The sequence below is a fragment of the Cupriavidus sp. 207A1 genome (assembly GCF_057798955.1).
On the sequence record NZ_JBYOJO010000002.1, the window covers coordinates 299828 to 322645 of the forward strand.

The window sequence follows — 22818 nt, forward strand, 5'->3', positions numbered from 1 at the left end:
TCCCGCTATGCGAGGAAGCAAAGCCCCGTACGAAAACCCCCGGGCCCACTACGATAAGACATGCCGCCCGCAGGGCAGTAAACGCGCTTTTTGGTTACTTTTTGGCGCTCGGCCAAAAAGTGACCCGCCCAGCAGGGCGGAACCAGGCGGCCCAACAGCCGACAGCATGTCACCACCAGCACCACCCCCTTTCCCATCCCCCCACCCCCCATAAGCTATATTTACGCCGTCCCCGTCACACCCACCCCCCGGGGGACAGAACAGAGACCCCAACCATGAGCTCCGGCCAGTTAATCGAAAAAATCGCCGCCGTCTTCGCGCTGATCGTGCTGATCGGCGGCTCGCTGCTGGTCCTGGCGCCGTTCACCACCGCGCTGCTGTGGGGCGCGATCCTGGCGTTCAGCTCCTGGCACCCCTACACCGTGCTGTCGCGCTGGCTCGGCAACCGCCGCGGCCTGGCCGCGCTGATCTGCGTGCTGCTGGCCACGGTGATCGTGCTGGGCCCGTTCGTCTATGCTGGCGCCAGCTTCTCCGCGCACCTGGACGACCTCGCCGCGCTGGTCGACCGCTATATGGAGCAGGGGCTGCCGCAGCTGCCGCTGTGGCTGAGCAGCCTGCCCTATGTCGGCAGCTACCTGCAAAGCTCGTGGGACGGCCTGATCAATGCCGATTCCGAGATGGTCGCCAACCTGCGCAAGCTGATCGCGCCGGTCGGGCACGTGCTGCTGGGCGCGGGCCTGTCGATCGGGGCCGGGCTGGGGCAGCTGGCGCTGTCGATCATCCTGGCATTCTTCTTCTACACCGGCGGCGAGTTCGCCATTGCCTGGCTGCGCGCGGGCATGCGCCGCATCGCCGGCGAGCGCGCCGACCACCTGCTGGAGCTGGCGGGCAGCACCGTCAAGGGCGTGGTCTACGGCGTGCTGGGCACCGCCTTCATCCAGGCCGTGCTGGCCGGCATCGGCCTGTGGATCGCGGGCGTGCCGGGTGCCGCCATCCTCGGCTTCGTCACCTTCTTCCTGTCAGTGGTGCCGGTCGGCCCGCCGCTGGTGTGGCTGCCGGCCGCGCTGTGGCTGTACCACACCGGCGCCACCGGCTGGGCCATCTTCCTGGTGGTGTGGGGCGTGGGTGTGGTCAGCATGGCCGACAACATCGTCAAGCCGCTGCTGATCAGCAAGGGCACCGGCATGCCGCTGATCTGGATCATGCTGGGCGTGCTCGGCGGCGCGCTGGCGTTCGGCTTCCTGGGCGTGTTCATCGGCCCGACCCTGCTGGCGGTGGCCTATGCCCTGCTGCGCGACTGGACCATCGGCTCGCAGGGCGAGCTGCAGCGCGACCTGCAGCAGGGCGCGGCGCTGGCATCCGCGCCGGCACCGGCCGCTGCGTCCGCCCCGGCATCGGCCCCGGCCGTGGTCGACAACCCCGATGTGCCGCCGGCAGCCACCGGCAAGCGATCCGGCTGATGGCGGCACACGACGTACCCCCGGCCCCGCCGGAGACCACGCTGCCCGACACCTCGCCGGCCGCGCTGCACCGGCTGGTGGCTTGCGAATACTGCGACGCCGTCTACGAGCGCACGCCGATCGCACCGGGCGAGCGCGCGCTGTGCCTGCGCTGCGGCGGCCAGCTCTACCGCGAGAGCCGGCGCCACTACCACCGGCTGCTGCCGCTGGTGCTCACCGCGCTGATCTTGTTCCTGATCTCCAACGCCTACCCCATCGTCGAGATGGACCTGAAAGGGGTGCGCACCCAGACCACGCTGCTGGGCGCGGTGCAGGCGCTGTATGCGGACCAGATGGCGCTGGTGGCGGCACTGGTGTTCGCCACCACCATCCTGTTTCCGCTGTCCGAGCTGCTGATGATGACTTACCTGCTGGTGCCGATGGCACAGCACCGCATGCCGGCCGGCTTCGACCGCATCGTGCGCGGCATCCGCCAGACCCGGCCGTGGGGCATGATCGAGGTCTTCATGATCGGCGTGCTGGTGACGCTGGTGAAGCTCTCGACCATGGCGCGCGTGCTGCCCGGCATTGCGCTGTGGTCGTTCGCCGCGCTGGTGATCGTGCTGGCGGCGATGCTGTCGTTCGATCCGCGCGACCTGTGGCGCCACCTGGAAACGCCCGACGACAAGGCCGCGGCGGCCGACGGGGAGCGCCGATGACCCAGCCGCAGCGACCGCCACCGCCCGCCGGCCGCCTGGCCCGTCCGCGCCAGCTCGCGCGGGAGGTGGTGGCGGAACTGACCGACGACGACGAGAACACTCCGCTGCCGCAGGTGCCCACCGCCAGCCGGCTGGGCCTGGTGTCATGCCACGCCTGCGACCTGGTCAGCCCGCGCACGCTGGAAGGCTCGCCCTGCCCGCGCTGCGGCGCCAGCCTGCACCATCGCAAGCCCGACAGCCTGGCGCGCACCTGGGCCTTCCTGCTGGCCGCGTACATCCTCTATATTCCTGCCAACATGCTGCCGGTGATGGTGACCCAGTCCATCCTCGGCACGCAGCAGGACACCATCCTGTCGGGCGTGATCTACCTGTGGCTGTCCGGTTCGCACATGCTGGCCGTGCTGGTGCTGATCGCCAGCATCGTGGTGCCGCTGCTGAAGATGGTGATCCTGACCTTCCTGCTGCTGTCGGTGCATTTCCGCTCGAGCTGGCGGATCCGGCAGCAGACCCGGCTGTACGGCCTGGTGGAGGTGATCGGCCGCTGGTCGATGCTCGATATTTTCGTGGTGGCGCTGCTGGCCTCGCTGGTGCGGGCCGGGGCGCTGGCCACCATCATCCCCGGCGGCGGCGCGCTCGCCTTTGGCGCGGTCGTGGTACTGACCATGCTGGCCTCGCTCAGCTTCGATCCGCGCCTGCTGTGGGATTCGCTGGAACCTGACAATGCCCGACACTGACAACCAAGCCCCGGCGGGTGCCATGCCGCCCTCTCCGCCCTCTCCGCCTTCGCCACCCCCGTCCGGCCTGCCCCGGCCCGAACGGCGGCGCCGCGCGCGCTGGCTGCCCTCGCTGGTATGGCTGATCCCGATCGTCGCCGCGGTGGTCGGAATCTCGCTGCTGATACACACGCTGACTTCGCGCGGGCCGGAGATCACCGTCAGCTTCCGCACCGCCGAAGGCCTTACGCCGGGCAAGACCGCGGTGCGCTACAAGGACGTCGACATCGGCCTGGTCAAGTCGGTGCGCCTGGCGCGCGATCGCTCGCACGTGGTGGCGTCGATCGACCTGACCAAGGACGCCGAGAACTTCGCCGTCGCCGACACCCGCTTCTGGGTGGTGCGCCCGCGCTTCGCCGCCAGTGGCGTGTCGGGGCTGGAGACGCTGCTGTCCGGTGCCTATATCGGCGTCGACGCCGGCAAGTCGACGGACTCGGCGCGCGACTTCAAGGGCCTGGAAGTGCCGCCGGTGGTGACCACCGACGCCTCCGGCAAGCAGTTCGTGCTGCGCGCGTCCGAGCTGGGTTCGCTCGACATCGGCTCGCCGGTCTATTACCGGCGCGTGCTGGTCGGCCAGGTGGTGGCCTACCAGCTCGATCCCAACGGCCGCGACATCACGCTGCGCGTGTTCGTCAACAAGCCCTATGACAAGCTGGTCACCGCCGACACGCGCTTCTGGCATGCCAGCGGAGTCGACCTCAAGCTCGATGCCGGCGGGCTCAAGCTGTCGACGCAATCGCTGGTGACGGTGCTGCTTGGCGGCGTCGCCTTCCAGGCGCCGGACCACACCACCGCCACCGAGGCCGCCGCCGAGAACACCCAGTTCCTGCTGGCCGGCGACCAGGCCGAGGCGATGAAGGAGCCGGAAGAGCTGGCGCCGACGCTGGCGGTGCTCAATTTCGACCAGTCCGTGCGCGGCTTGTCGCCGGGTGCGCCGGTGGACTTCCGCGGCGTGATAGTGGGCCAGGTACGCTCGATCGGCATCGAATTCCAGCGCGAGAAGCGTGCCTTCCGCATGCCGGTGGTGGTCGAGCTGTACCCGTCGCGCATGGGCTTCCGCGAACGCGACGTCGAAGACCGCGAACGCGCGCGCAAGATCATCCAGGGGCTGATGCAGCGCGGCATGCGCGCGCAGCTGCGCACCGGCAACCTGCTCACCGGCCAGCTGTACGTGGCGCTCGACTTCTTCCCGAAGGCGGCGCCGGTCAAGGTCGACCTGGACGCGCCGATCCCGGAGTTCCCCACCACCCCCGGCGCCTTCGACCAGCTGCAGGCGCAGGTGGGCGACATCGTCAACCGCATCGACAAGGTGCCGTTCGACCAGATCGGCCAGGACCTGCGCACCACGGTGACGAGCCTGAACAAGACCCTGGCCACCGCCGACAAGCTGGTGCAGCAGCTCAACGGCGATGTCGCGCCGCAGGTGCTGGCCGCGCTGCAGGACGCGCGCAAGACCCTGACCGCGGCCAACGGCACGCTGGCGTCGGACGCGCCGCTGCAGCAGGATACGCGCCGCATGCTGCAGGAGCTGACGCGCACCGCCACGTCGCTGCGCACCCTGACCGATTACCTGGAACGCCACCCTGAAGCGCTGCTGCGCGGCAAGCCGGAGAAAGAATGATGAAGCGCCTTCCGCTCACGCTGGCCTGCGCCAGCTTCGCCGCGGCGGTACTGGCAGGCTGCGCCTCGCCCGAGCCGCGCTACTACACGTTGTCGCAAGGCCCCGCCGCCGTGGCGGCGCCAGCACCGGCAGCCGCACCGTCGACGGACACGCTGTGGCTGGAGGTAGCGCCGGTGCGCGTGCCGGAGCGCCTCAACCGGCCGCAACTGGTGGTGCGCGATGGCCAGAACGGAAGCGGCGGCGATGCCGGCGTGCGCCTGCTGGACCTGTCGCGCTGGTCCGCGCCGCTGCCGGACGAGCTGCGCGATGCGCTGTCGCAGCGACTGCAAGCCACGCTGGGCGCGGTCGACACCTACCAGCAGGGGCTGTCCGACGTGCAGCCGCTGTACCGCATCACCACTGAAGTGCTGCGCCTGGATGCCGACGTGGGCCAGCGTGCCGGCGCCACCATCAACTGGACCGTGCGCCGGCTGCCCGATGGCAAGGTGGTCAGCGGCAGGACCCAGGCCGAGCTGCCCGCGCCGGGCGCGGTCGACGGGGTGGTGGCGGCGTATCGCGAGATCGTCGCGAGCACCGCCAACGATATCGCGGCCGGCGTGCAGGCGCTGCGGCGCTAGCTGCCGCTGCGGACGGCCGCGTCGATGTCGTGCCGGGCGGCGGCCATGGCTGTCAGGCACTCGGCCGCGCCACCCCGCACCAGCCGCACCGGGCACGCCAGCATCAGGTTCTTGCCGAGCCCGAAGTCCTCGACGGTAAAGCCACGCGCATCCAGCGGCGTGCCGTCGGCATCGATGGCCATCGTGACGCGCTCGCGCAGCGTGCCGGTGTCGGCGCTGTAGCCCCACACGGGCTTTTGCAGCGCCACGGCAAAGCCGACCTCGAACGCCGTGCCGGAATCCGCTTCACCGGGGCCGCGGAAGTCATCCAGGTTGGCCATCACCAGGTCGGCGCGCCGCAGCAGCGCGATATTGGCGTTATAGATCCAGCGTGCGGTGTCGGGCCCGGACAGGCCTTCGGGCGCGGACTGGTCGAGCGGATACAGGCCGGTGAAGCCGTGCGTCGCGCACAGCGCCTTGAGATGCTCGCCCCAGGCGCGCGCGTCCTTGCGGAACACGTCAAAGCCGGCGAGGTAGATGGTGGTCATGGCACGTGGAAGCAGCGTGGCGCGGCGCTTGGCCGCGAGGCTTGCAGCATAACCCGCCGCCCGAACATCGCACAGCTTGCGCGCCCACGCCCGGCCGGGCGCCGGCGCGGGGCCGGCCCTTGCGCTAACATTGCCGGTCACGCCTCGACCTCCTCCTCCCCATGCCCGCTCCCCAGATCCTCCAGGTCGGCCCGCTCGCGCCGCCGGCCAATGCCACCCTGCAACAACAGTACGGCGCCGCGGCGCTGTGGCAGCAGGCCGATCCGCTGGCCTGGGCGCGCAGCGAGGGGCAGCAGGTGCGCGTGGTGGTGACCTCGGCGCGCCACGGCTGCAGTGCCGCGCTGATCGATGCGCTGCCGAGCCTCGAAGCCATCGTCAGCTTCGGCGTGGGCTATGACGCGATCGCGCTGGACGCAGCGCGTGCGCGCGGCATCCAGGTCAGCAACACGCCCGACGTGCTCAACGACTGCGTCGCCGACCTCGCCTTCGGGCTGCTGCTCGACGCGGCGCGCGGCATCGCCCATGGCGACCGCTTCGTGCGCGCCGGGCGCTGGCCGCAGGGCGGCTTCCCGCTGACCACGCGCGTCTCCGGCAAGAAGCTGGGCATCCTGGGCCTGGGCCGCATCGGCGAGATCGTCGCGCGGCGCGCGCAGGGCTTCGACATGGAGATCGCCTACCACAACCGCCGCCCGCGCCAAGGCGCGCCGTGGCGCTTCGAAGCGGACCTGAAGGCGCTGGCAACGTGGGCCGACTTCCTGGTGGTCGCCACCGTCGGCGGGCCTTCGACCGCGGGGCTGGTCTCGCGCGAGATCCTCGATGCGCTCGGCCCGCGCGGCATCCTGGTCAACGTCTCGCGCGGCAGCGTGGTCGACGAGGCGGCGCTGGTCGCGGCGCTGGCCGAAGGCCGGCTCGGCGGCGCGGGGCTCGATGTGTTCCAGGACGAGCCCAACGTGCCACCGGCGCTGCTGGCGATGGACCATGTCGTGCTGGCGCCGCACATGGCCAGCGGCACGCACGAGACGCGCGCCGCCATGACCGCGCTGACGCTGCAGAACCTCGACGCGTTCCTGGCCGGCGGCAAGGTGCTGACGCCGGTGCTCTAGGGCACCAACCGGCAAGGACCGCGTGCCTATACTGGAGGCACCGGCTCAGCCCACCCTGCGGGCCGGCGTCAGGAGGCATCATGGCACGCAAGTTTATCGATTGCCGCGAGTATCCGAGCGACACCCACTGCACGGTCGCGCTGAGCGCCGACAGCGAGGACGAACTGCTCGAAGCCGCGGTCCAGCATGCGGTGGCGGTGCACCAGCATCAGGACACGCCTGAGCTGCGCAGCCAGCTGAAATCCATGTTCAAGGAAGGCACGCCGCCGGCCTGAAGCCGGCAGGGCTGGCGCCGGGCAGGCGCCAGCCGTTTCCCTCCCCGGGGTTCATTCGCAGCCCCTGATACCGCACTTATGCCGGTTGGAATACCCCTGACACCCGTCATGGCGCATCATTGACGCCTCGCTATATACAGACGTATATTGCGCCTGACAGTCCACCCGCTCCGGCCTTGCCGCGCCAGCCCATGCATGCCGGCGGCCGCTTCCCGAGGATTCCGATGCCTGCCTTCCGTTCCCGCCGTCGCGGGCTGCTGCTGGCCGCCACGCTGGCGCTGGCCGCCCCGCCTGCCTTCGCCGCCGACCTGGTGGTGTCCGCCGCAGCCAGCCTGACCAACGCCTTCAAATCACTGGCCGAGTCCTACGAGCGCGCCCACCCCGGCACGCACGTGGTGCTGAACTTCGGCGCCTCCGACGTGCTGATGCAGCAGATCGTCAAGGGCGCGCCGGCCGATGTGTTCGCCTCGGCCGACCAGGAGGCGATGAACAAGGCCGAGGCCGAAAAGGTGATCGCGCCGGCCTCGCGGCGCAACTTCGCCGCCAACCAGGTGGTGCTGATCGTGCCGGCCGACAGCAAGCTGGCGATCGCCTCGCTGCAGGACCTGACGCGCCCGGAAGTCCGGCGCATCGCCTACGGCAATCCGGTCTCGGTGCCGGTGGGCCGCTACACCCGCGGCGCACTGGAAGCGGCCGGGCTGTGGGACGCGGTCGCCGCCAAGGGCGTGCCGGCGCAGAACGTGCGCCAGAGCCTGGACTACGTCGCGCGCGGCGAGGTCGAGGCCGGCTTCGTCTTCGCCACCGACGCCACCGTGATGCCCGACAAGGTCAAAGTGGCGGTGCGCGTGCCCAGCCGCACGCCGGTGACCTACCCGATCGCCGTCACCAGCCAGGCACGCCAGCCGAAGGAAGCCGTGCAGTTCGTCGACTATGTCGCCTCGCCGGAAGGCCAGGCCATCCTGTCGCGCTTCGGCTTCCACAAGCCCTGACGCCGCGCCGCGCACGCCATGGATGCCGTCTGGGTACCGCTGCTGCTGTCGCTGAAGGTGGCGGGCTGGGCCACCGCGCTGAACGCCGTGCTCGGCGTCGGCGCGGCCTGGGCGCTGGCGCGCTGGCGCTCGCCGCTGCGCGACGTGGTCGACGCGGTGCTGACGCTGCCGCTCGTGCTGCCGCCGACGGTGCTGGGCTATTACCTGCTGGTGCTGGTGGGACGCCGTGGCGTGTTCGGCGAGTGGCTGGCGCGGCTCGGCATCGAGCTGGTCTTCACCTGGCAGGGCGCGGTGCTGGCGTCGACCATCGTCGCCTTCCCGCTGGTGCTGAAGTCCGCGCGCGCCGCCTTCGAAGGCGTGGACCACCAGCTGGAGAACGCCGCGCGCGTGCTGGGCGTGCCCGAAGCCGGCATCTTCTTTCGCGTCACGCTGCCGCTGGCGGCGCGCGGCATCATCGCCGGCGTGCTGCTGGCGTTTGCGCGCGCGCTGGGCGAATTCGGCGCCACGCTGATGATCGCGGGCAACCTGCCCGGGCGTACCCAGACACTGTCGGTGGCCATCTATGAGGCGGTCCAGGCCGGCGACGACAACACCGCCAACCTGCTGGTGCTGGTGACCTCCGTCACCTGCGTGCTGCTGCTGGTGATTGCCGGACGCCTGGTGCCAGCGGCCGCGCGCCATCCCGCTGAACTCTACGAACGCCGGCGCTTGCGCCCGCGCGTCCGCTAACGCCAGCATCACGCATATCGCCATGAGCATGCACGTCAGCATCCGCAAGCAGATGGTCTCGGCCGACCGCCACTTCGGGCTCGATATCGAATTCGATTCGGCCAGCCGGCGCATTGCGCTGTTCGGCCCTTCGGGCGCCGGCAAGAGCCTGACGCTGCGCGCCATCGCCGGGCTGCTGACGCCGGACAGCGGCCGCATCGTGCTCAACGGCCGCACCCTGTTCGACGCCGACGCCGGCATCGACGTGCGTCCGCAGGAGCGCCGCGTGGCCTACCTGTTCCAGGAATATGCGCTGTTCCCGCACCTGACCGTGGGCCAGAACATCGGCTTCGGCCTGGCGCGCGGCTGGCGCAATCCGCGCCGCGGCGCCGCGCATCCGCAGGCGCAGCGCTGGATCGATGCCTTCGGCCTGGCCGACATCGCCGGCAACTACCCGGCGGAGATCTCCGGCGGCCAGAAGCAGCGCGTGGCGCTGGCGCGCGCACTGGTGGCGCAGCCCGACATCGTCCTGCTCGATGAACCGTTCTCGGCGCTGGATCCCGCGCTGCGCGCGCGCATGCGGGCGGAGCTGCGCACGCTGCAGGCCAGCCTGGACGTGCCGATGCTGGTGATCTCGCACGACCCGGCCGATGTCGAGGCGCTGGGCGACCACGTGCTGGAAATCCGCGAAGGCCGCATCTTCGGCAGCGGCACCAGCCGCCACCATCCGCCGGTCTACGCGCCGGTGCCGGCGCGCGTGGCCTGAGCCGCGCGCAGCAGGTCCACGTAGGTCGACATCCGCGCTCCTTTCGTTCAAGCCATCAGCAAACGCGCGGCAATCACCCACATGGTGATGCCGATCACCACCTCCAGCACCTGCCATGCCCGCGGCCGCGCGAACACCGGCCGCAGCAGTGCGGCGCCATAGCCCAGCGCGAAGAAGAACAGGAACGAGGCAGTCATAGCGCCTGCGGCGAATTCGCGCGCGTGGCCCGCGAACTGGGTCGACACCGAACCGATCAGCATCACCGTGTCGAGATACACATGCGGATTGAGCCAGGTGAAGGCCAGGCACACGGCCAGCGTCGGCGCCAGCGGCCGCGGCGCGGCATCGCTGGGATCCAGCACCGCGTTCGAGCGCCACGCCGCGACGAAGCTGCGCGCGCCATACCAGGCCAGGAAGGCCGCGCCGCCATAGCGCATGGCCTCGCCCAGCCACGGCAACGCGCGGATCATCACGGCAAAGCCCGACACGCCCAGCAGGATCAGCAGCGCATCCGACAGCGCGCACACCAGGCAGACCCAGAACACGTGCTCGCGCCGCAGGCCCTGCCGCAGCACGAAGGCATTCTGGGAACCGATGGCAAGAATCAGGGAAAGACCGAGGGAAAAGCCAGCCAGCGCGGCGTGCATTGCGAGGGAAACGACATGCTTTGGGGGCGGCTATTATTGCACGCCGCGGCACTCATCCCACTATGCCGAGGATCACGCTCGAGGCCTTGAAGATCGCCACCGCGGCCACGCCGGCCTGCAGTCCCAGCGCCTCGACGCTGCCGTTGGTGACGATCGCGGCCACCGTGCCGCCACCGTCGAGCTCGATCACCACCTCGGCGTTCACCGCACCAGGCATCACCCGCGCCACCACGCCCGCCAGCTGGTTGCGCGCCGACAGCCGCAGCCCCGGCTCGGGCAGCCCCACCAGCACCGACGATGCCTTGATCAGCGCAAACGCCTCGACGCCCTCGGCCAGCTCCAGCGTCTCGACGCTCTCGTGCGTGATGGTGGCGACGATGCGCTGCCCGCCGGCCAGCTCCAGCACCACCTCGTCGTTGACCGCGCCGCCCTTGACGCTGGCCACGCGCCCGAACAGCTTGTTGCGCGCACTGGTCTTGATCATCATTCGCCTCATCAGGTGGATATCGTCGGCCGCGCCCTCGCCCAGCCGCGACAACTGCGCGACAAAGCGCCGGTGCTCGTCCTCGAGCGCGCGATAGGTGCGGATCAGCTGTTCGCCGCGCGCGGTCAGGCGCGTGCCGCCGCCGCCCTTGCCGCCCGCGGCGCGCACCACCAGCGGCTCGCCGGCGCTGTTGTTCATCGCGTCGATGGCGTCCCACGCCGCCTTGTAGCTGATGCCGACGGCGCGCGCGGCGGCCGTGATCGAGCCGTGCGCGCCGATGGCGGCGAGCAGCGCGATGCGGTCCTTGCCGCCCCAGTCCTGCGAGCCGGAGCGGAACCAGATGGCTCCCTGGAGTTCAAGCATTGGGGGTCGGGCGCCGCTGGCCGGCACCGCAATTAAGTCCGAAACGCGGTTATGGTAATCCGATTTCGGGATCCGCCCCGCCAGTGAGCCGGTGATTCAGCCGGCCAGGTAGTGCGCGCGCAGCTGCGCGACGTCGACCTGCAGCGCGTCGCGCAGGTAGTTGCCGACGCTGCCCCAGCCCGCGTCGATGGCCTGCATCGACGCCTCGAGATAGCTGGCCCGGACTTCCAGCAGCGGCATCATCACCGCGGCATCGATGCCGAGCCCGCCCATCTGCGCCAGCGCGGCCGCATTGAACTGCGCGTTGCGCTGGTTCGATTCCAGGTAGTTGGCCAGGATGTCGTCCTGGCCGACACCCAGCGCGGCCAGCAACAGCAGCGCGGCAAAGCCGGTGCGGTCCTTGCCCGCGGTGCAGTGGAACAGCAGCGTCTGGCCGCCCTGCGCGGTCTGCATGAAGCCGGCGAAGGCGGCGCGGTAGCGCACCGGGAAATCGCGGTACACCTCGAGCATGAAGGCATCCATCTGCGCCGGCGTGCTGGCGCGCAGCCGCGGCATCAGCACATCCATCGCCATGCTGCCTTCCAGCACCGGCACCGCCTGCCAGCGGAAGCGCTGGCCGAAGGCCGCTTCGCCCGGCGACTTCTCGCCGGGCGAGCGGAAGTCCACCACCATGTCGAGCCCGAGCGCCTGCAGCCGCTCCAGGTCGCCATCGCTCGCCAGCGCCGGGTTGCCGCTGCGAAAGAGCCGGCCCTGGCGCACGCGGCGCCCTTGCGCGCCCACCAGTCCGCCCAGGTCGCGCGCGTTGCTGATGCGCTCGAATACCAGGTCCGGCACCTCCGGCATGTGCGGCACGGCGCCGGTCGCCGCCGGTGTTGGCGGCATGGCCGCGAAGGCATGCGGGCATGCCGCGCGTTGAAGCCACTTGAGCATTGTTCTTTCCAGTTTGTCGTTGCCGGGCGCGCCGGTGCCGCGTCGCTTCAGCGCTCGCGGTACGCCGGCACGTGCCAGCGCAGGATGCAGCCGGCGATATAGCGCCGGTCCAGCCGCGCCACCAGTTTCCAGACCGTCAGCGCGCCGGCGTCGATATCGACCCAGGCCCAGGGATGCCTGGGGTCGCCTTCCTGCACCAGTTCCACCGAACGGATCTTCGCATACCGTGCCAGCGCCTTGCGCAGCACCGCCGGGTCCAGCCCGGCCTTGAGACCGCGTACTAAAACCTTCATGGTCGGCTCCAATTATTTCAGATCACTCCGGCTCGTGTCTCGCGGAACCCGGAACGGCCCCGGTATCGGATCATGCGGACTGCCGCGCAGGCCTTGTGTGGCGAGCCTCTCACTGGTATGACGCGCGCGGCGGCCGGGGAATCCGGCGATCTGCCATCGCCTTGATCTTGCGCATGACGGGCGTAACTATCCAGCCTCGGTCCTCGACATCGCCCGCCGTCGGCCGGAGAATTTCAGATAGTCGAAACGACAAGGAGTGTCGGCGATGCGGCGCGTGCTGGCGCCGATCGGCGACAGCGTTACCAGCGCGATGCGCCGGTCTGCCTGGGCACCGAGACCTTCAACGGGCGGCAGTTCGCGCGCATCGGCATCCCGGTCACGGTCATCGGCTACGCCATGGTGCTGCTGTTCGCCGCGACCTACTGGCGCTGGCTTGGCTGGGTATAAGTAAAACCGCAAACCCGCGGGCTCGCGCGGGGCGCGCGGCGGCTGGCACAATACGCGCCATGAAAAGCCTCTGCTCCGCCCTGCTCAAGCTGCTATTGCTCGCCGCGATCGGCGGCGCGCTGCTGGCCGCCATCGCCCTCCTCGCCGCCAACCGGCAGTTGCCGTCGCTCGACGCGCTCACCGCCTTCCGCGATACGCCGGACTACGTGCCCATCGGCAAGATGCCGCGCGCGCTGACCGAGGCCGTGGTGGCGATCGAGGACGAACGCTTCTACCTGCATGACGGCATCGACTACGTCGGCGTGATCCGCGCGGGCGTCGCCAACCTGTCGGACGAGCTGTCGCAGGGAGCGTCGACCATCACCATGCAGGTCGCGCGCAATTTCTACCTGTCGCGGGAAAAGACCTACACGCGCAAGCTGTATGAGGTGCTGCTGTCGTACCGGATCGAGAAGGCCCTCAGCAAGGACGAGATCCTCGAGCTGTACCTGAACAAGATCTACCTGGGACAGGGCGCCTATGGCTTTGCCGATGCCGCGCGGACTTACTTCGGCAAGCGGCTGGACCAGCTGACGCTGGCTGAGTGCGCGATGCTGGCGGGCCTGCCGAAGGCGCCTTCGGCGAATAACCCGGTGGCCAATCCCCGGCGCGCGCGCCAGCGGCAGGTGTATATCCTGCAACGCATGCTGGAGCTGGGGCGGATCTCGCGCGGCGAGTATGACGGGGCGCTGCTGGAGCCGTTGCGGCTGCGCTGACCCGGGCCAGTCCGCCACGCGCCCCGGCTACTCCAGCATGCCCCGGTGCCGGCCCAGCGCCTCCCGCACAATTTCCAGCAGCCCGCTGCCGGCATCGGCATCGACATGCCCCAGCAAGGCCCGGCGCATGCGCGGCTCCCAGAAGCGCTTGATGTGCCCGGCAATATCCGCGACCGCCTCCTCGCGATCGGGCATGGCTTCGAAGAAGCTGCCGATCTGGTTGGCCATGGTGATGAGGTTGTCGATCTTCATGCCAGACTCACTTCGTGCTGCAGACGTTGGGGATGGGCGTACACCACGTGCGCGCCGGCGCGCACGAAGCCGGCCAGGGTGATGTCGGCTTGTTCGGCAAGCCGCACGGCCAGCGCCGTCGGTGCGGACACTGCTGCCAGCACGCCGGCGCCGATGGCGGCGGTCTTCAGTACCATTTCATAGCTTGCGCGGCTGGTCACCAGCACGGCGCCGCCGGAGATGTCCTCGCCGCTGCGGGCGAGCGCGCCCGCGAGCTTGTCCAGCGCGTTGTGGCGGCCCACGTCTTCGCGCACCAGTGATACATGGCCATCGGCACGCAGCCATGCGGCAGCGTGGGTCGCACCCGTGTGTTGCTGCAGCTCCTGCCGCAGTTGCAGTTGCACGAAGGCAGCCTGGATCACGTCGGTATGGAAGCTGGCATCGCTGCGCACCGGTGCCGGCAGGCGCATCACCTGTTCCAGCGATTCGGTGCCGCACAGCCCGCAGCCGGTGCGCCCGGCCAGCGAGCGGCGGCGGTCCTTGAGCCGCATGAAGGCTTCCGATGCGATCTCCAGCTGCACCGCGATGCCTTCCTCGCGCGTGTCGATTTCGATGTCATAGACATCGGCGGCACGGGTAACGATGCCTTCGCTAAGGCTGAACCCGAGCGCAAAGTCCTCCAGGTCGGCCGGCGTGGCCAGCATCACCGCGTGCGAGATGCCGTTGTACACCAGCGCGACCGGCACTTCCTCGGCCACTTCATCGGGGCTCAGCATCAGCTCGCCGCGGCGCCAGCGGCTGACCGCGAAGGTGCTGTGAGTGGCGGGCACGGCTTCTTCCGCCGCGGCCGGATCAACTTCCGGCGACTGCATGCAGCGCATCATCGCGTGGCCCTCCGCTCAGCCCGCGGCCTGCGCCGGGTCGGCGCTGGCCGCCTCCAGCAGCCGCAGCTGCGTGGCGTTGAAGTCCTGGTACTGGCGCTGCCATGCCGATGGCTGCGCCACCGGCAGCACCTGCACCGCGGTGACCTTGTACTCGGGGCAGTTGGTAGCCCAGTCCGAGTTGTCGGTAGTGATCACGTTGGCGCCCGACTCGGGGAAGTGGAAGGTGGTGTAGACCACGCCGGGTTGCATGCGCTCGCTGACGATGGCGCGCAGCACGGTGTCGCCGGCGCGGCTCTGCACCCCGACCCAGTCGCCGTCCTTGATGCCGCGCTCTTCGGCATCGTGCGGATGGATCTCGAGCCGGTCCTCGGCATGCCAGTGGACGTTGTCGGTGCGCCGCGTCTGCGCGCCGACGTTGTACTGCGACAGGATGCGCCCGGTGGTCAGGATCAGCGGGAAGGCGCGCGTGACCTTCTCGGTGGTGGGCACGTACCGGGTGATGATGAACTTGCCCTTGCCGCGCACGAAGGCATCGATATGCATGGTCGGCGTGCCTTCCGGCGCGTCGGCATTGCACGGCCACTGGATGCTGCCCAGCTGTTCCAGGCGCTGGTAGCTGACGCCGGCGAAGGTCGGCGTCAGCCGCGCGATCTCGTCCATGATCTCGGACGGATGCTGGTAGTCCATCGGGTAGCCGAGCGCATTGGCCAGCAGCATGGTGGCCTCCCAGTCGGCATAGCGCGCCTTGGGCGGCATCACCTTGCGCACGCGCGAGATGCGGCGCTCGGCGTTGGTGAAGGTGCCGTCCTTTTCCAGAAACGACGAGCCCGGCAGGAACACGTGCGCGTACTTGGCGGTCTCGTTCAGGAAGATGTCCTGCACCACGATGCATTCCATCGACGACAGCGCCTCGGACACGTGCTGGGTGTTCGGGTCCGACTGCACGATGTCCTCGCCCTGGCAGTACAGGCCCTTGAAGCTGCCCGCCAGCGCGGCCTCGAACATGTTGGGGATGCGCAGGCCCGGTTCAGGGCTGATCTCGACGTTCCAGGCGTCTTCGAACAGGCCGCGCACGGTCGAGTCCGACACGTGGCGATAGCCCGGCAGTTCATGCGGGAACGAGCCGATATCGCACGAACCCTGCACGTTGTTCTGCCCGCGCAGCGGGTTCACGCCCACGCCTTCGCGGCCGATATTGCCGGTGGCCATGGCGAGGTTGGCGATGCCCATCACGGTGGTGGAGCCTTGCGCATGCTCGGTCACGCCCAGGCCGTAGTAGATCGCGGCGTTGCCGCCGGTGGCGTACAGGCGCGCCGCGCCGCGCAGCTGGTCCGCGGGGATGCCGGTGACGCTTTCCATGGCTTCGGGCGAGTTCTCCGGCAGCGCGACAAAGTCGCGCCACTGCCCGAACGCGCGATCCTCGCAGCGCTCGGCGATAAAGGCTTCGTTGAGCAGGCCTTCGGTGACGATCACGTGCGCCAGCGAGGTCACCAGCGCGACGTTGGTGCCCGGGCGCAGCTGCAGGTGGAAGTCGGCGCGGATATGCGGCGAATCGACCAGGTCGATGCGGCGCGGATCGACCACGATCAGCTTCGCGCCGGCGCGCAGGCGCTTTTTCATGCGCGAGGCGAACACGGGGTGGCCATCGGTCGGGTTGGCGCCGATCACCATGATCACGTCGGCCTTCTCGACCGACTTGAAGGTCTGCGTGCCCGCCGATTCGCCCAGGGTCTGCTTCAGGCCGTAGCCGGTCGGCGAATGGCATACGCGCGCGCAGGTGTCGACGTTGTTGTTGCCGAACGCGGCGCGCACCAGCTTCTGCACCAGATAGCCCTCCTCGTTGGTGCAGCGCGACGACACGATGCCGCCGATCGAGTCCTTGCCGTGCTTTGCCTGGATCCGCTTGAACTCGGACGCGGCATAGTCGATCGCCTCTTCCCACGACACCTCGCGCCACGGATCGGTGATCCTGGACCGGATCATCGGCTTGAGGATGCGGTCCTTGTGCGTGGCGTAGCCCCAGGCGAAGCGGCCCTTGACGCAGGCGTGGCCCTCGTTGGCCTTGCCGTCCTTGTACGGCACCATGCGCACCACTTCATTGCCCTTCATCTCGGCCTTGAACGAGCAGCCCACGCCGCAATAGGCGCAGGTGGTCACGGTGCTGTGCGAAGGCTGGCCCAGCTTGATGATGGAAGTCTCGGTCAGCGTCGCGGTCGGGCACGCCTGCACGCAGGCGCCGCACGAGACGCAGTCCGACTCCATGAACGGCTGGCTGGTGCCGGGCGAGACGCGGGAATCGAAGCCGCGGCCGCTGATGGTCAGCGCGAAAGTGCCCTGGGTTTCCTCGCAGGCGCGCACGCAGCGGTTGCAGACGATGCACTTGGACGGGTCGTAGGTGAAGTAGGGATTGGACTCGTCCTTCTTCATCTGCGTGTGCGTGGCGATCGGGGCCGATTCCGGCCCGCCATCGTTGTAGCGCACCTCGCGCAGGCCGACCACGCCGGCCATGTCCTGCAGCTCGCAATTGCCGTTGGTGGGGCAGGTCAGGCAATCGAGCGGGTGGTCGGAGATATACAGCTCCATCACCCCGCGACGCAGGTCGGCAAGCTTGTCGCTCTGGGTCTTCACCTTCATGCCGGCTTCCACCGGCGTGGTGCACGAGGCCGGATAGCCGCGCCGCCCCTCGATCTCGACCAGGCACAGCCGGCACGAGCCGAAGGCTTCGAGGCTGTCGGTGGCGCACAGCTTGGGCACCGCGATCTGCGCCTCCATCGCGGCGCGCATCACCGACGTGCCGGCCGGCACGGTGACGCTGACGCCGTCGACCTCCAGGGTGACCATGTCGGTCGATGGGCTGGCGGGCGTGCCGAAATCAATCTCGTTGCGGGCGTTCATGGCGGTTTGTCTCCCGTGTCTCTGCCTGGCTCAGGCGGCCCTGGCCGGATTGGATGCGAGGCCGAAGTCCTCGGGGAATTCGTTCAGCGCGGACAGCACCGGGTACGGCGTCATGCCGCCCATCGCGCACAGCGAGCCGTTGAGCATGGTGTCGCACAGGTCGCGCACCAGCTGCACATGCCGGACCGGCTGTTCGCCGGCGATGATGCGGTCCATCACTTCGACGCCGCGGGTCGAGCCGATCCGGCACGGCGTGCATTTGCCGCACGATTCGATCGCGCAGAACTCCATTGCGTAGCGCGCCTGCTTCGCCATATCGACGGTCTCGTCGAACACCACGATGCCGCCGTGGCCGACCACGCCGCCGAACGCGGCATAGGCTTCATAGTCCAGCGGCACGTCGAAGCGCGACTCGGGCAGGTAGGCGCCCAGCGGCCCGCCCACCTGCACCGCGCGGATCGCGCGGCCGCTGCGGGTACCGCCGCCGTAATCGACCAGCAGCTCGCGCAGCGTGACGCCGAACGCCTTCTCCACCAGCCCGCCATGCCGGATGTTGCCGGCCAGCTGGAACGGCAGCGTGCCGCGCGAGCGGCCCATGCCGAAGTCGCGGTAGAACTGCGCGCCGCGCGCCAGGATCACCGGCACCGTGGCCAGCGAAATCACGTTGTTGATCACCGTGGGCTGGCCGAACAGCCCCTTCAGCGCCGGCAGCGGGGGCTTGGCGCGCACCACGCCGCGCCGGCCTTCCAGGCTTTCCAGCAGCGCGGTTTCCTCGCCGCAGACATAGGCGCCGGCGCCCTTGCGCACTTCGAGATGGAAGCGCCTGCCGCTGCCGCGGATGTCGTCGCCGAGCCAGCCCGCGGCGAGGGCGATGCCGATCGCGCTTTCCAGCACGGCGATCGCGTGCGGGTATTCGGAACGGCAGTAGATGTAGCCCTGCTCCGCGCCCACCGCCAGGCCGGCGATGGTCATGCCTTCGATCAGCATGAAGGGGTCGTCTTCCATCACCATGCGGTCGGAGAAGGTGCCCGAATCGCCTTCGTCGGCATTGCAGACGATGTACTTGATGGCGGACTGGGCGCCGAGCACCGTCTTCCACTTGATGCCGGTCGGGAACGCGGCGCCGCCACGGCCGCGCAGGCCGGAGTCGGTGACTTCCTGCACGATCTCGGCGGGCTGCATCGCCAGCGCGCGCTCCAGGCCGGCGTAGCCCTCGTGCGCGCGGTAGTCGTCCAGCGACAGCGGATCGGTGATGCCGACGCGGGCGAAGGTCAGGCGCTCCTGCCGTTGCAGGAACGGGATCTGCTCGGTCGGGCCGTGTGCCAGCGCGTGCGCGCCGCCCTGCAGCAGGCCGGCGGCGAACAGCCCCGGCACGTCGGCCGCGCCGACCGGGCCGTAGGCCACGCGGCCGGCATCGGTCTGCACCTCGACCAGCGGCTCGAGCCAGAACATGCCGCGCGAACCGTTGCGCACGATGCGCACCGTCTCGCCGCGCGCGGCGGCTTCGCTGGCGATGGCGCGCGCGACCTCGTCGGCGCCCAGCGCCAGCGCGGTCGAGTCGCGCGGCACAAAGAGAGTAGTGACCTTGCTCATGCCTGCGCCTCCGCTTCTGCCGGGGTCGACGGCGCGCGCAGCGCGCGCACCAGCGCGTCGAAGCGCGCCGCATCGACATAGCCGTGCAACTGCTCGCCCACCATTACCGCCGGGCCGCAGGCGCACTGGCCCAGGCAATAGACCGGCTCCAGCGTCACCTGCCCGTCCGCGCTGGTTTCATGGAAGCCGCAGCCCAGCGCGCGCTGCGCATGCTCGGCCAGCGCCTCGGCGCCCACGGCCTGGCACGCCTCGGCGCGGCATACCTGCACCACGTGGCGGCCGGCGGGCTGCTGGCGGAAGTGATGGTAGAAGGTGATCACGCCGTGCACCTCGGCGCGCGACAGGTTCAGCGCACGCGCGATCACGGGCACGGCGGTGTCGGGAATAAAGCCCTGGGTGTCCTGGATCTCGTGCAGGATCGGCAGCAGGGCGCCCGGCATGTGCTGGCGTGCCGCGACGATGGCGGCAATGTGCGCGGCATCGGCGGATGCCGGGGCACCGGGGGCACCGGGGGCACGGGGTGCGTGGGGGGCGATGTCTGGCATGGCGTCTCCTGTGAGGGCTCGCCAGGACCGGCCAAAGTGCCTGCCGGATCCCGCTTATATGCTATTTTTTTCCTATTTCCGGGCTATCGGATCGCCGTTTCGCCCGTTAGGCGGACTATATGAGAGTGACAGCGGCCCTTCAATAAGCTATTTTCTACATATGATCCGCATCTCGATCCAACCCCATCTGCAGATCCGGGACGACGCCCGGCCGGGCGCCGAGCCGCTGGACGTGTCCCGGCTGGTGGCCCTGCTCGGCCATATCGGCGACTCCGGCAGCATCAGCCAGTCGGCCCAGGCGGTGTCGCTGTCGTACCGCTATGCCTGGGGCATCCTGCGCGATGCCGAGGCGCTGTTCGGCGGCCCGCTGATCGACAAGACGCGCGGGCGCGGCAGCGCGCTGACGCCGCTGGCGCAGCAGCTGGTGTGGGCCAGCAAGCGGATCGGGGCGCGGCTGTCACCGACGCTGGACAGCCTCGCGTCCGAACTGGAGATCGAGCTGAAGAAGCTGATGGCGCAGCCGGAGGCGACGGCGCGGCTGCATGCCAGCCACGGCTTCGCGGTGGCGGCGCTGCGCGACTTCCTCGACGAGCAGCAGGTGCGGCACGACCTGAAGTACTGCGGCAGCGTCGAGGCCGTGGCCGCGCTGGCCGAGGGCGCCTGCGACATCGCCGGCTTCCATGTGCCGGTGGGCGAGTTCGAGCACGGCATGTGGCGCCACTTCACCACCTGGCTCAAGCCCGAGACCCACTGCCTGGTGCACCTGGCGGTGCGCAGCCAGGGACTGTTCGTGCGGCCGGGCAACCCGCTCGGCATCCACACGCTCGAGGACCTGACGCGGCGCGAAGTCCGCTTCGTCAACCGGCAGGTAGGCTCCGGCACGCGGCTGCTGCTGGACCTGATGCTGGCGGCGCGCGGCATCGACGGCGCGCGCATCGAGGGCTACAGCAATGGCGAATTCACCCACGCCGCGGTGGCGGCGTACATCGGCAGCGGCATGGCCGACGTGGGCTTCGGCGTGGAGACCGCGGCGCGGCGCTTCGGGCTGGCCTTCGTGCCGGTGATCAAGGAGCGCTACTTCTTTGCGATCGAGCGCGCCAAGCTGCGCAGCGCGGCGCTGGCCGGCGCGGTCGGGGCGCTGACCAGCGAGGCCTTCCGCCAGCGCGTCAACGCGCTGCCCGGCTATGACGGCACCCTGACCGGCACCGTGCAGACCTTGCCGGAAGCCTTCCCGGACTACCGCGACACGCCGCAGCGCTAGCGCCGCAGCAACGACAGGCGGTCAGGATGGCCGGCCCACTGCTCGTGGTCGGGCAGCGGTCCCTTCGCCTTCATCAGCGGCAGCCAGTCGGGCCGTCGCGACAGCTCGGCGTTGAGCGCCAGGAAATGGCGCTGGGCTTGCGGCAGGTCATGCTCGGAATAGATCGCGCCGACGGGGCACAACGGCACGCACATCGAGCAGTCGATGCATTGGTCGGGATCGATGGCAAGGAAGTTCGGCCCTTCGTGGAAGCACGACATCGGGCAGACTTCGACGCAGTCGGTATGGCGGCACTGGATGCAGGCATCCGTCACGACAAAGGTCATGGGGCAGTTACGGCACGGCAGGGAAACAGTGCGTGATGGTAAAGGCCGGCCGGGGCGCGTGGAGCACCCCGGCTTGTGCGACTTCTTCAAATCCGCTGAAGCGGCGGGGCGCCGCGCCCGCCCGGCACGCCGCGTCAGGCAGTCTCGCGCATCAGCTCTTCCTTGCGCGCGGCCATGGTCTGCGCCACATCGCGCAGGTCGACCTTTTCCTTGATCACGTTCTTGAACAGCTCGCCTTCCTCTTCCTCGACGTGGTGGGAAACATATTCCGACAGCACCGTGAAGCTGGCCTCGAGCATGTCGCCGGCGGGGTCTTCCTCGATCGCGGCGATCAGGTCCTTGGCGACCTGGTGCTCGACCTGGGCCTCGTCCAGCATGTCATCGATTTCTTCGCTGACGCCCCGCAACGCCGGGTAGAAAATTTCTTCCTCGATGGTGGCGTGCACCGTGAGCTGGTGGCACACGTCGAGCGCGATCGATTCCTTCTCGTCGCGGTCGTCGGTGTCCTTGAACGCCTTGAACTGCTTCTTGACCGCACGGTGGTCGTCCATCAAGGCACCGAGTGCCTCGGCCTGGTCTGCGGGGATCTTCGACTTGTCCACGGTTCTCTCCTGGTGGGGAGCCGGCACTCCGGCTTCGCCCCGCAAGGAAGGCAGATTCCGTGCCCGCGCCGCATCAGGCGCCGCGGCGCGCGCATGGCGGGCCGGCCTGCGTGTCATTGCAATTCCTGCGCGAAGCCTTGTAATTGTGCCCGCGACGGCGCGTGGGGCCGCGCATGGCATGCCCGCATCGCCTTTGCCCACGGGTATGGCGTTGCACCGCTTTGATGGAGAGGCGTGACGCGCGGCATGAAAGTTGCGGCAGCTACGGCAACCGTTGCGTTATCCCGCAACCAGCCGGAACAGAATCCTCTGCCCGGACCGCTCTCACCAGCGTGCGGCGCGCGCCGTCCGACACCATCATGCCGACCACCTTCCTCTACTCCAATTGCGCCGATGCAGCGTCGGCGGTCCAGGATGAACTGCAGGCCGCCAGCGCCGCCGGCTATGGCGTCGACCCGCAACACGTGTTCTGGGAGGCCGCCCCCGCCTCGGTGCCGGCACTGCAGCGCTCGCGCCTGCGCACGCTGCAGCAACAGGTGCAGCCGGGCGACGCGGTGGTTGCGCTGCGCCTGTGCAGCCTGGGCTGGAGCGTGCCCGAAGTGCTGGCCACGGTCCGGCGCTTCCGCCTGCTGGGCGTGGCGCTGTACTGCGTGCAGCTGTCGCGCGATGACCTCGCCAGCGCGACGCCGCCCGAAGCGGTCGAAGTATTGCGTGCGGTCGCGGCGCTCGAAGGTGCGACCCGCAGCGTGCGCGTGCGCGAAAGCCTGGCCGCGGCCAAGGCCATGGGGCGGCAGGTGGGCCGTCCGCCCAAACACACGCCCGAGCAGCGCCACGCGATCCTGAGCGCGCTGTCGGCAGGCTATTCGGTCAGCGAGACCGCGCGGCGCTTCAGCACCTCGCGCCAGACCGTGCTGCGCATCCGGGCGGCCGAGCCGCTGGCGCAGCGCGCGGCGGCCATCGCCCTGGCCGACGCCGAAGAATCCGCCACCGAAACGGCGACGGAATGAAACCCGCCGCCACAACGC

25 protein-coding genes and 1 pseudogene are annotated in these 22818 nt (G+C 69.4%); 14 read left to right on the plus strand and 12 right to left on the minus strand.

The annotated features are described in order from the left end of the window. Positions 1-275: 275 nt before the first annotated feature. From AC3FMM_RS04125 to AC3FMM_RS04145, 5 genes are read left to right on the plus strand one after another with little or no spacing between them, the layout of a single operon-like run. Positions 276-1460, plus strand: coding sequence for an AI-2E family transporter (locus AC3FMM_RS04125; RefSeq protein ID WP_115708428.1), 1185 nt, complete (start codon positions 276-278; stop codon positions 1458-1460). Continuing rightward, the gene (locus AC3FMM_RS04130) at positions 1460-2158 is read left to right on the plus strand and encodes a paraquat-inducible protein A (protein ID WP_115708426.1); all 699 of its coding nucleotides are present in this window, start codon (positions 1460-1462) and stop codon (positions 2156-2158) included. Before AC3FMM_RS04125 ends, AC3FMM_RS04130 begins: the two co-directional genes overlap by 1 nt. Further along, positions 2155-2892: a paraquat-inducible protein A gene (locus AC3FMM_RS04135; protein ID WP_115708424.1), complete on the plus strand. Its 738-nt coding sequence runs from the start codon at positions 2155-2157 to the stop codon at positions 2890-2892. Before AC3FMM_RS04130 ends, AC3FMM_RS04135 begins: the two co-directional genes overlap by 4 nt. Beyond that, entirely contained in the window at positions 2879-4552 is a 1674-nt protein-coding gene (locus AC3FMM_RS04140) for a PqiB family protein (RefSeq protein WP_115708422.1), read from the plus strand. The genes AC3FMM_RS04135 and AC3FMM_RS04140 overlap by 14 nt, the downstream gene beginning before the upstream one ends. After that, positions 4549-5169 carry a PqiC family protein gene (locus AC3FMM_RS04145; protein ID WP_115708420.1) on the plus strand — a complete coding sequence of 207 codons (621 nt, stop codon included), beginning with the start codon at positions 4549-4551 and terminating at the stop codon, positions 5167-5169. Before AC3FMM_RS04140 ends, AC3FMM_RS04145 begins: the two co-directional genes overlap by 4 nt. Here the strand turns inward: AC3FMM_RS04145 and AC3FMM_RS04150 are convergent. Beyond that, the gene (locus AC3FMM_RS04150) at positions 5166-5696 is read right to left on the minus strand and encodes a nucleoside 2-deoxyribosyltransferase (protein WP_488686156.1); all 531 of its coding nucleotides are present in this window, start codon (positions 5694-5696) and stop codon (positions 5166-5168) included. The genes AC3FMM_RS04145 and AC3FMM_RS04150 overlap by 4 nt on opposite strands. A gap of 161 nt (positions 5697-5857) precedes the next feature. Between AC3FMM_RS04150 and AC3FMM_RS04155 the strand changes: the two genes are divergently transcribed. From AC3FMM_RS04155 to AC3FMM_RS04175, 5 genes are all read left to right on the plus strand, one after another. Next, the gene (locus AC3FMM_RS04155) at positions 5858-6799 is read left to right on the plus strand and encodes a 2-hydroxyacid dehydrogenase (RefSeq protein WP_115708419.1); all 942 of its coding nucleotides are present in this window, start codon (positions 5858-5860) and stop codon (positions 6797-6799) included. A gap of 80 nt (positions 6800-6879) precedes the next feature. Beyond that, on the plus strand, positions 6880-7074 hold the full coding sequence (locus AC3FMM_RS04160; RefSeq protein ID WP_012351957.1) for a DUF1059 domain-containing protein: 195 nt from the start codon (positions 6880-6882) through the stop codon (positions 7072-7074). A gap of 224 nt (positions 7075-7298) precedes the next feature. After that, on the plus strand, positions 7299-8063 hold the full coding sequence (gene modA / locus AC3FMM_RS04165) for a molybdate ABC transporter substrate-binding protein (RefSeq protein ID WP_414249726.1): 765 nt from the start codon (positions 7299-7301) through the stop codon (positions 8061-8063). 18 nt (positions 8064-8081) lie between these two features. Next, positions 8082-8792 (plus strand): molybdate ABC transporter permease subunit, encoded by a 711-nt coding sequence (gene modB, locus AC3FMM_RS04170; protein WP_115679551.1) that lies wholly within the window; start codon positions 8082-8084, stop codon positions 8790-8792. 22 nt (positions 8793-8814) lie between these two features. Next, positions 8815-9537, plus strand: coding sequence for a sulfate/molybdate ABC transporter ATP-binding protein (locus tag AC3FMM_RS04175; RefSeq protein WP_115679550.1), 723 nt, complete (start codon positions 8815-8817; stop codon positions 9535-9537). Between the two features lie 47 nt (positions 9538-9584). Here AC3FMM_RS04175 and AC3FMM_RS04180 read toward each other — a convergent pair whose 3' ends face one another. The 4 genes from AC3FMM_RS04180 to AC3FMM_RS04195 all read right to left on the minus strand — a co-directional run bounded on the left by AC3FMM_RS04180 (position 9585) and on the right by AC3FMM_RS04195 (position 12254). Then, a complete protein-coding gene (locus AC3FMM_RS04180) occupies positions 9585-10184 on the minus strand; it encodes a LysE/ArgO family amino acid transporter (protein WP_488686157.1) in 600 nt (199 codons plus the stop codon). A 52-nt stretch (positions 10185-10236) separates the two neighbouring features. Beyond that, positions 10237-11031 (minus strand): TOBE domain-containing protein, encoded by a 795-nt coding sequence (locus AC3FMM_RS04185; RefSeq protein WP_116312222.1) that lies wholly within the window; start codon positions 11029-11031, stop codon positions 10237-10239. A 96-nt stretch (positions 11032-11127) separates the two neighbouring features. Beyond that, on the minus strand, positions 11128-11961 hold the full coding sequence (locus tag AC3FMM_RS04190; RefSeq protein WP_473703429.1) for a tyrosine-protein phosphatase: 834 nt from the start codon (positions 11959-11961) through the stop codon (positions 11128-11130). Positions 11962-12008: 47 nt separating this feature from the next. Further along, positions 12009-12254, minus strand: coding sequence for an RNA-binding protein (locus AC3FMM_RS04195; RefSeq protein ID WP_326348616.1), 246 nt, complete (start codon positions 12252-12254; stop codon positions 12009-12011). Between the two features lie 318 nt (positions 12255-12572). Here AC3FMM_RS04195 and AC3FMM_RS04200 point away from each other — a divergent pair. After that, positions 12573-12701, plus strand: a pseudogene (locus AC3FMM_RS04200) (anion permease); the annotation flags it as partial. 59 nt (positions 12702-12760) lie between these two features. Continuing rightward, on the plus strand, positions 12761-13456 hold the full coding sequence (locus tag AC3FMM_RS04205) for a transglycosylase domain-containing protein (RefSeq protein ID WP_116312220.1): 696 nt from the start codon (positions 12761-12763) through the stop codon (positions 13454-13456). 27 nt (positions 13457-13483) lie between these two features. On the opposite strand, the gene AC3FMM_RS04210 is transcribed toward AC3FMM_RS04205, so the two are convergent. Genes AC3FMM_RS04210 through AC3FMM_RS04230 form a run of 5 tightly spaced genes read right to left on the minus strand, consistent with a single transcriptional unit; the run spans position 13484 to position 19604 of the window. Beyond that, on the minus strand, positions 13484-13708 hold the full coding sequence (locus AC3FMM_RS04210) for a formate dehydrogenase subunit delta (RefSeq protein WP_488686158.1): 225 nt from the start codon (positions 13706-13708) through the stop codon (positions 13484-13486). Continuing rightward, positions 13705-14571 carry a formate dehydrogenase accessory sulfurtransferase FdhD gene (gene fdhD / locus AC3FMM_RS04215; RefSeq protein WP_116312219.1) on the minus strand — a complete coding sequence of 289 codons (867 nt, stop codon included), beginning with the start codon at positions 14569-14571 and terminating at the stop codon, positions 13705-13707. The genes AC3FMM_RS04210 and fdhD overlap by 4 nt, the downstream gene beginning before the upstream one ends. A 15-nt stretch (positions 14572-14586) precedes the next feature. Then, positions 14587-17466, minus strand: a complete 2880-nt coding sequence (gene fdhF, locus AC3FMM_RS04220; RefSeq protein WP_115708370.1) for a formate dehydrogenase subunit alpha — start codon at positions 17464-17466, stop codon at positions 14587-14589. A 30-nt stretch (positions 17467-17496) separates the two neighbouring features. Then, positions 17497-19059, minus strand: a complete 1563-nt coding sequence (locus AC3FMM_RS04225; RefSeq protein WP_116312217.1) for a formate dehydrogenase beta subunit — start codon at positions 19057-19059, stop codon at positions 17497-17499. Then, positions 19056-19604, minus strand: coding sequence for a formate dehydrogenase subunit gamma (locus tag AC3FMM_RS04230; RefSeq protein ID WP_116312216.1), 549 nt, complete (start codon positions 19602-19604; stop codon positions 19056-19058). The genes AC3FMM_RS04225 and AC3FMM_RS04230 overlap by 4 nt, the downstream gene beginning before the upstream one ends. A 160-nt stretch (positions 19605-19764) precedes the next feature. Between AC3FMM_RS04230 and AC3FMM_RS04235 the strand changes: the two genes are divergently transcribed. After that, positions 19765-20865 (plus strand): substrate-binding domain-containing protein, encoded by a 1101-nt coding sequence (locus AC3FMM_RS04235; RefSeq protein WP_115708364.1) that lies wholly within the window; start codon positions 19765-19767, stop codon positions 20863-20865. Here AC3FMM_RS04235 and fdxA read toward each other — a convergent pair. Both fdxA and AC3FMM_RS04245 read right to left on the minus strand, forming a co-directional pair. Then, on the minus strand, positions 20862-21191 hold the full coding sequence (gene fdxA / locus AC3FMM_RS04240) for a ferredoxin FdxA (RefSeq protein ID WP_116312215.1): 330 nt from the start codon (positions 21189-21191) through the stop codon (positions 20862-20864). The two genes, AC3FMM_RS04235 and fdxA, sit on opposite strands and share 4 nt — an antisense overlap. A gap of 134 nt (positions 21192-21325) precedes the next feature. Further along, entirely contained in the window at positions 21326-21793 is a 468-nt protein-coding gene (locus tag AC3FMM_RS04245; RefSeq protein ID WP_115708362.1) for a hemerythrin domain-containing protein, read from the minus strand. 359 nt (positions 21794-22152) lie between these two features. On the opposite strand from AC3FMM_RS04245, the gene AC3FMM_RS04250 reads away from it, so the two are divergent. After that, the gene (locus tag AC3FMM_RS04250) at positions 22153-22800 is read left to right on the plus strand and encodes a recombinase family protein (protein WP_116313233.1); all 648 of its coding nucleotides are present in this window, start codon (positions 22153-22155) and stop codon (positions 22798-22800) included. Positions 22801-22818 lie beyond the last annotated feature (18 nt).

Bases quoted from the DNA above. Each gene is read 5' to 3' on its own strand.
- AC3FMM_RS04125 (WP_115708428.1), top strand. From the start codon at position 276: ATGAGCTCCGGCCAGTTAATCGAAAAAATCGCCGCCGTCTTCGCGCTG.
- AC3FMM_RS04130 (WP_115708426.1), top strand. From the start codon at position 1,460: ATGGCGGCACACGACGTACCCCCGGCCCCGCCGGAGACCACGCTGCCC.
- AC3FMM_RS04135 (WP_115708424.1), top strand. From the start codon at position 2,155: ATGACCCAGCCGCAGCGACCGCCACCGCCCGCCGGCCGCCTGGCCCGT.
- AC3FMM_RS04140 (WP_115708422.1), top strand. From the start codon at position 2,879: ATGCCCGACACTGACAACCAAGCCCCGGCGGGTGCCATGCCGCCCTCT.
- AC3FMM_RS04145 (WP_115708420.1), top strand. From the start codon at position 4,549: ATGATGAAGCGCCTTCCGCTCACGCTGGCCTGCGCCAGCTTCGCCGCG.
- AC3FMM_RS04150 (WP_488686156.1), bottom strand. From the start codon at position 5,696: ATGACCACCATCTACCTCGCCGGCTTTGACGTGTTCCGCAAGGACGCG.
- AC3FMM_RS04155 (WP_115708419.1), top strand. From the start codon at position 5,858: ATGCCCGCTCCCCAGATCCTCCAGGTCGGCCCGCTCGCGCCGCCGGCC.
- AC3FMM_RS04160 (WP_012351957.1), top strand. From the start codon at position 6,880: ATGGCACGCAAGTTTATCGATTGCCGCGAGTATCCGAGCGACACCCAC.
- modA (WP_414249726.1), top strand. From the start codon at position 7,299: ATGCCTGCCTTCCGTTCCCGCCGTCGCGGGCTGCTGCTGGCCGCCACG.
- modB (WP_115679551.1), top strand. From the start codon at position 8,082: ATGGATGCCGTCTGGGTACCGCTGCTGCTGTCGCTGAAGGTGGCGGGC.
- AC3FMM_RS04175 (WP_115679550.1), top strand. From the start codon at position 8,815: ATGAGCATGCACGTCAGCATCCGCAAGCAGATGGTCTCGGCCGACCGC.
- AC3FMM_RS04180 (WP_488686157.1), bottom strand. From the start codon at position 10,184: ATGCACGCCGCGCTGGCTGGCTTTTCCCTCGGTCTTTCCCTGATTCTT.
- AC3FMM_RS04185 (WP_116312222.1), bottom strand. From the start codon at position 11,031: ATGCTTGAACTCCAGGGAGCCATCTGGTTCCGCTCCGGCTCGCAGGAC.
- AC3FMM_RS04190 (WP_473703429.1), bottom strand. From the start codon at position 11,961: ATGCTCAAGTGGCTTCAACGCGCGGCATGCCCGCATGCCTTCGCGGCC.
- AC3FMM_RS04195 (WP_326348616.1), bottom strand. From the start codon at position 12,254: ATGAAGGTTTTAGTACGCGGTCTCAAGGCCGGGCTGGACCCGGCGGTG.
- AC3FMM_RS04205 (WP_116312220.1), top strand. From the start codon at position 12,761: ATGAAAAGCCTCTGCTCCGCCCTGCTCAAGCTGCTATTGCTCGCCGCG.
- AC3FMM_RS04210 (WP_488686158.1), bottom strand. From the start codon at position 13,708: ATGAAGATCGACAACCTCATCACCATGGCCAACCAGATCGGCAGCTTC.
- fdhD (WP_116312219.1), bottom strand. From the start codon at position 14,571: ATGATGCGCTGCATGCAGTCGCCGGAAGTTGATCCGGCCGCGGCGGAA.
- fdhF (WP_115708370.1), bottom strand. From the start codon at position 17,466: ATGAACGCCCGCAACGAGATTGATTTCGGCACGCCCGCCAGCCCATCG.
- AC3FMM_RS04225 (WP_116312217.1), bottom strand. From the start codon at position 19,059: ATGAGCAAGGTCACTACTCTCTTTGTGCCGCGCGACTCGACCGCGCTG.
- AC3FMM_RS04230 (WP_116312216.1), bottom strand. From the start codon at position 19,604: ATGCCAGACATCGCCCCCCACGCACCCCGTGCCCCCGGTGCCCCCGGT.
- AC3FMM_RS04235 (WP_115708364.1), top strand. From the start codon at position 19,765: ATGATCCGCATCTCGATCCAACCCCATCTGCAGATCCGGGACGACGCC.
- fdxA (WP_116312215.1), bottom strand. From the start codon at position 21,191: ATGACCTTTGTCGTGACGGATGCCTGCATCCAGTGCCGCCATACCGAC.
- AC3FMM_RS04250 (WP_116313233.1), top strand. From the start codon at position 22,153: ATGCCGACCACCTTCCTCTACTCCAATTGCGCCGATGCAGCGTCGGCG.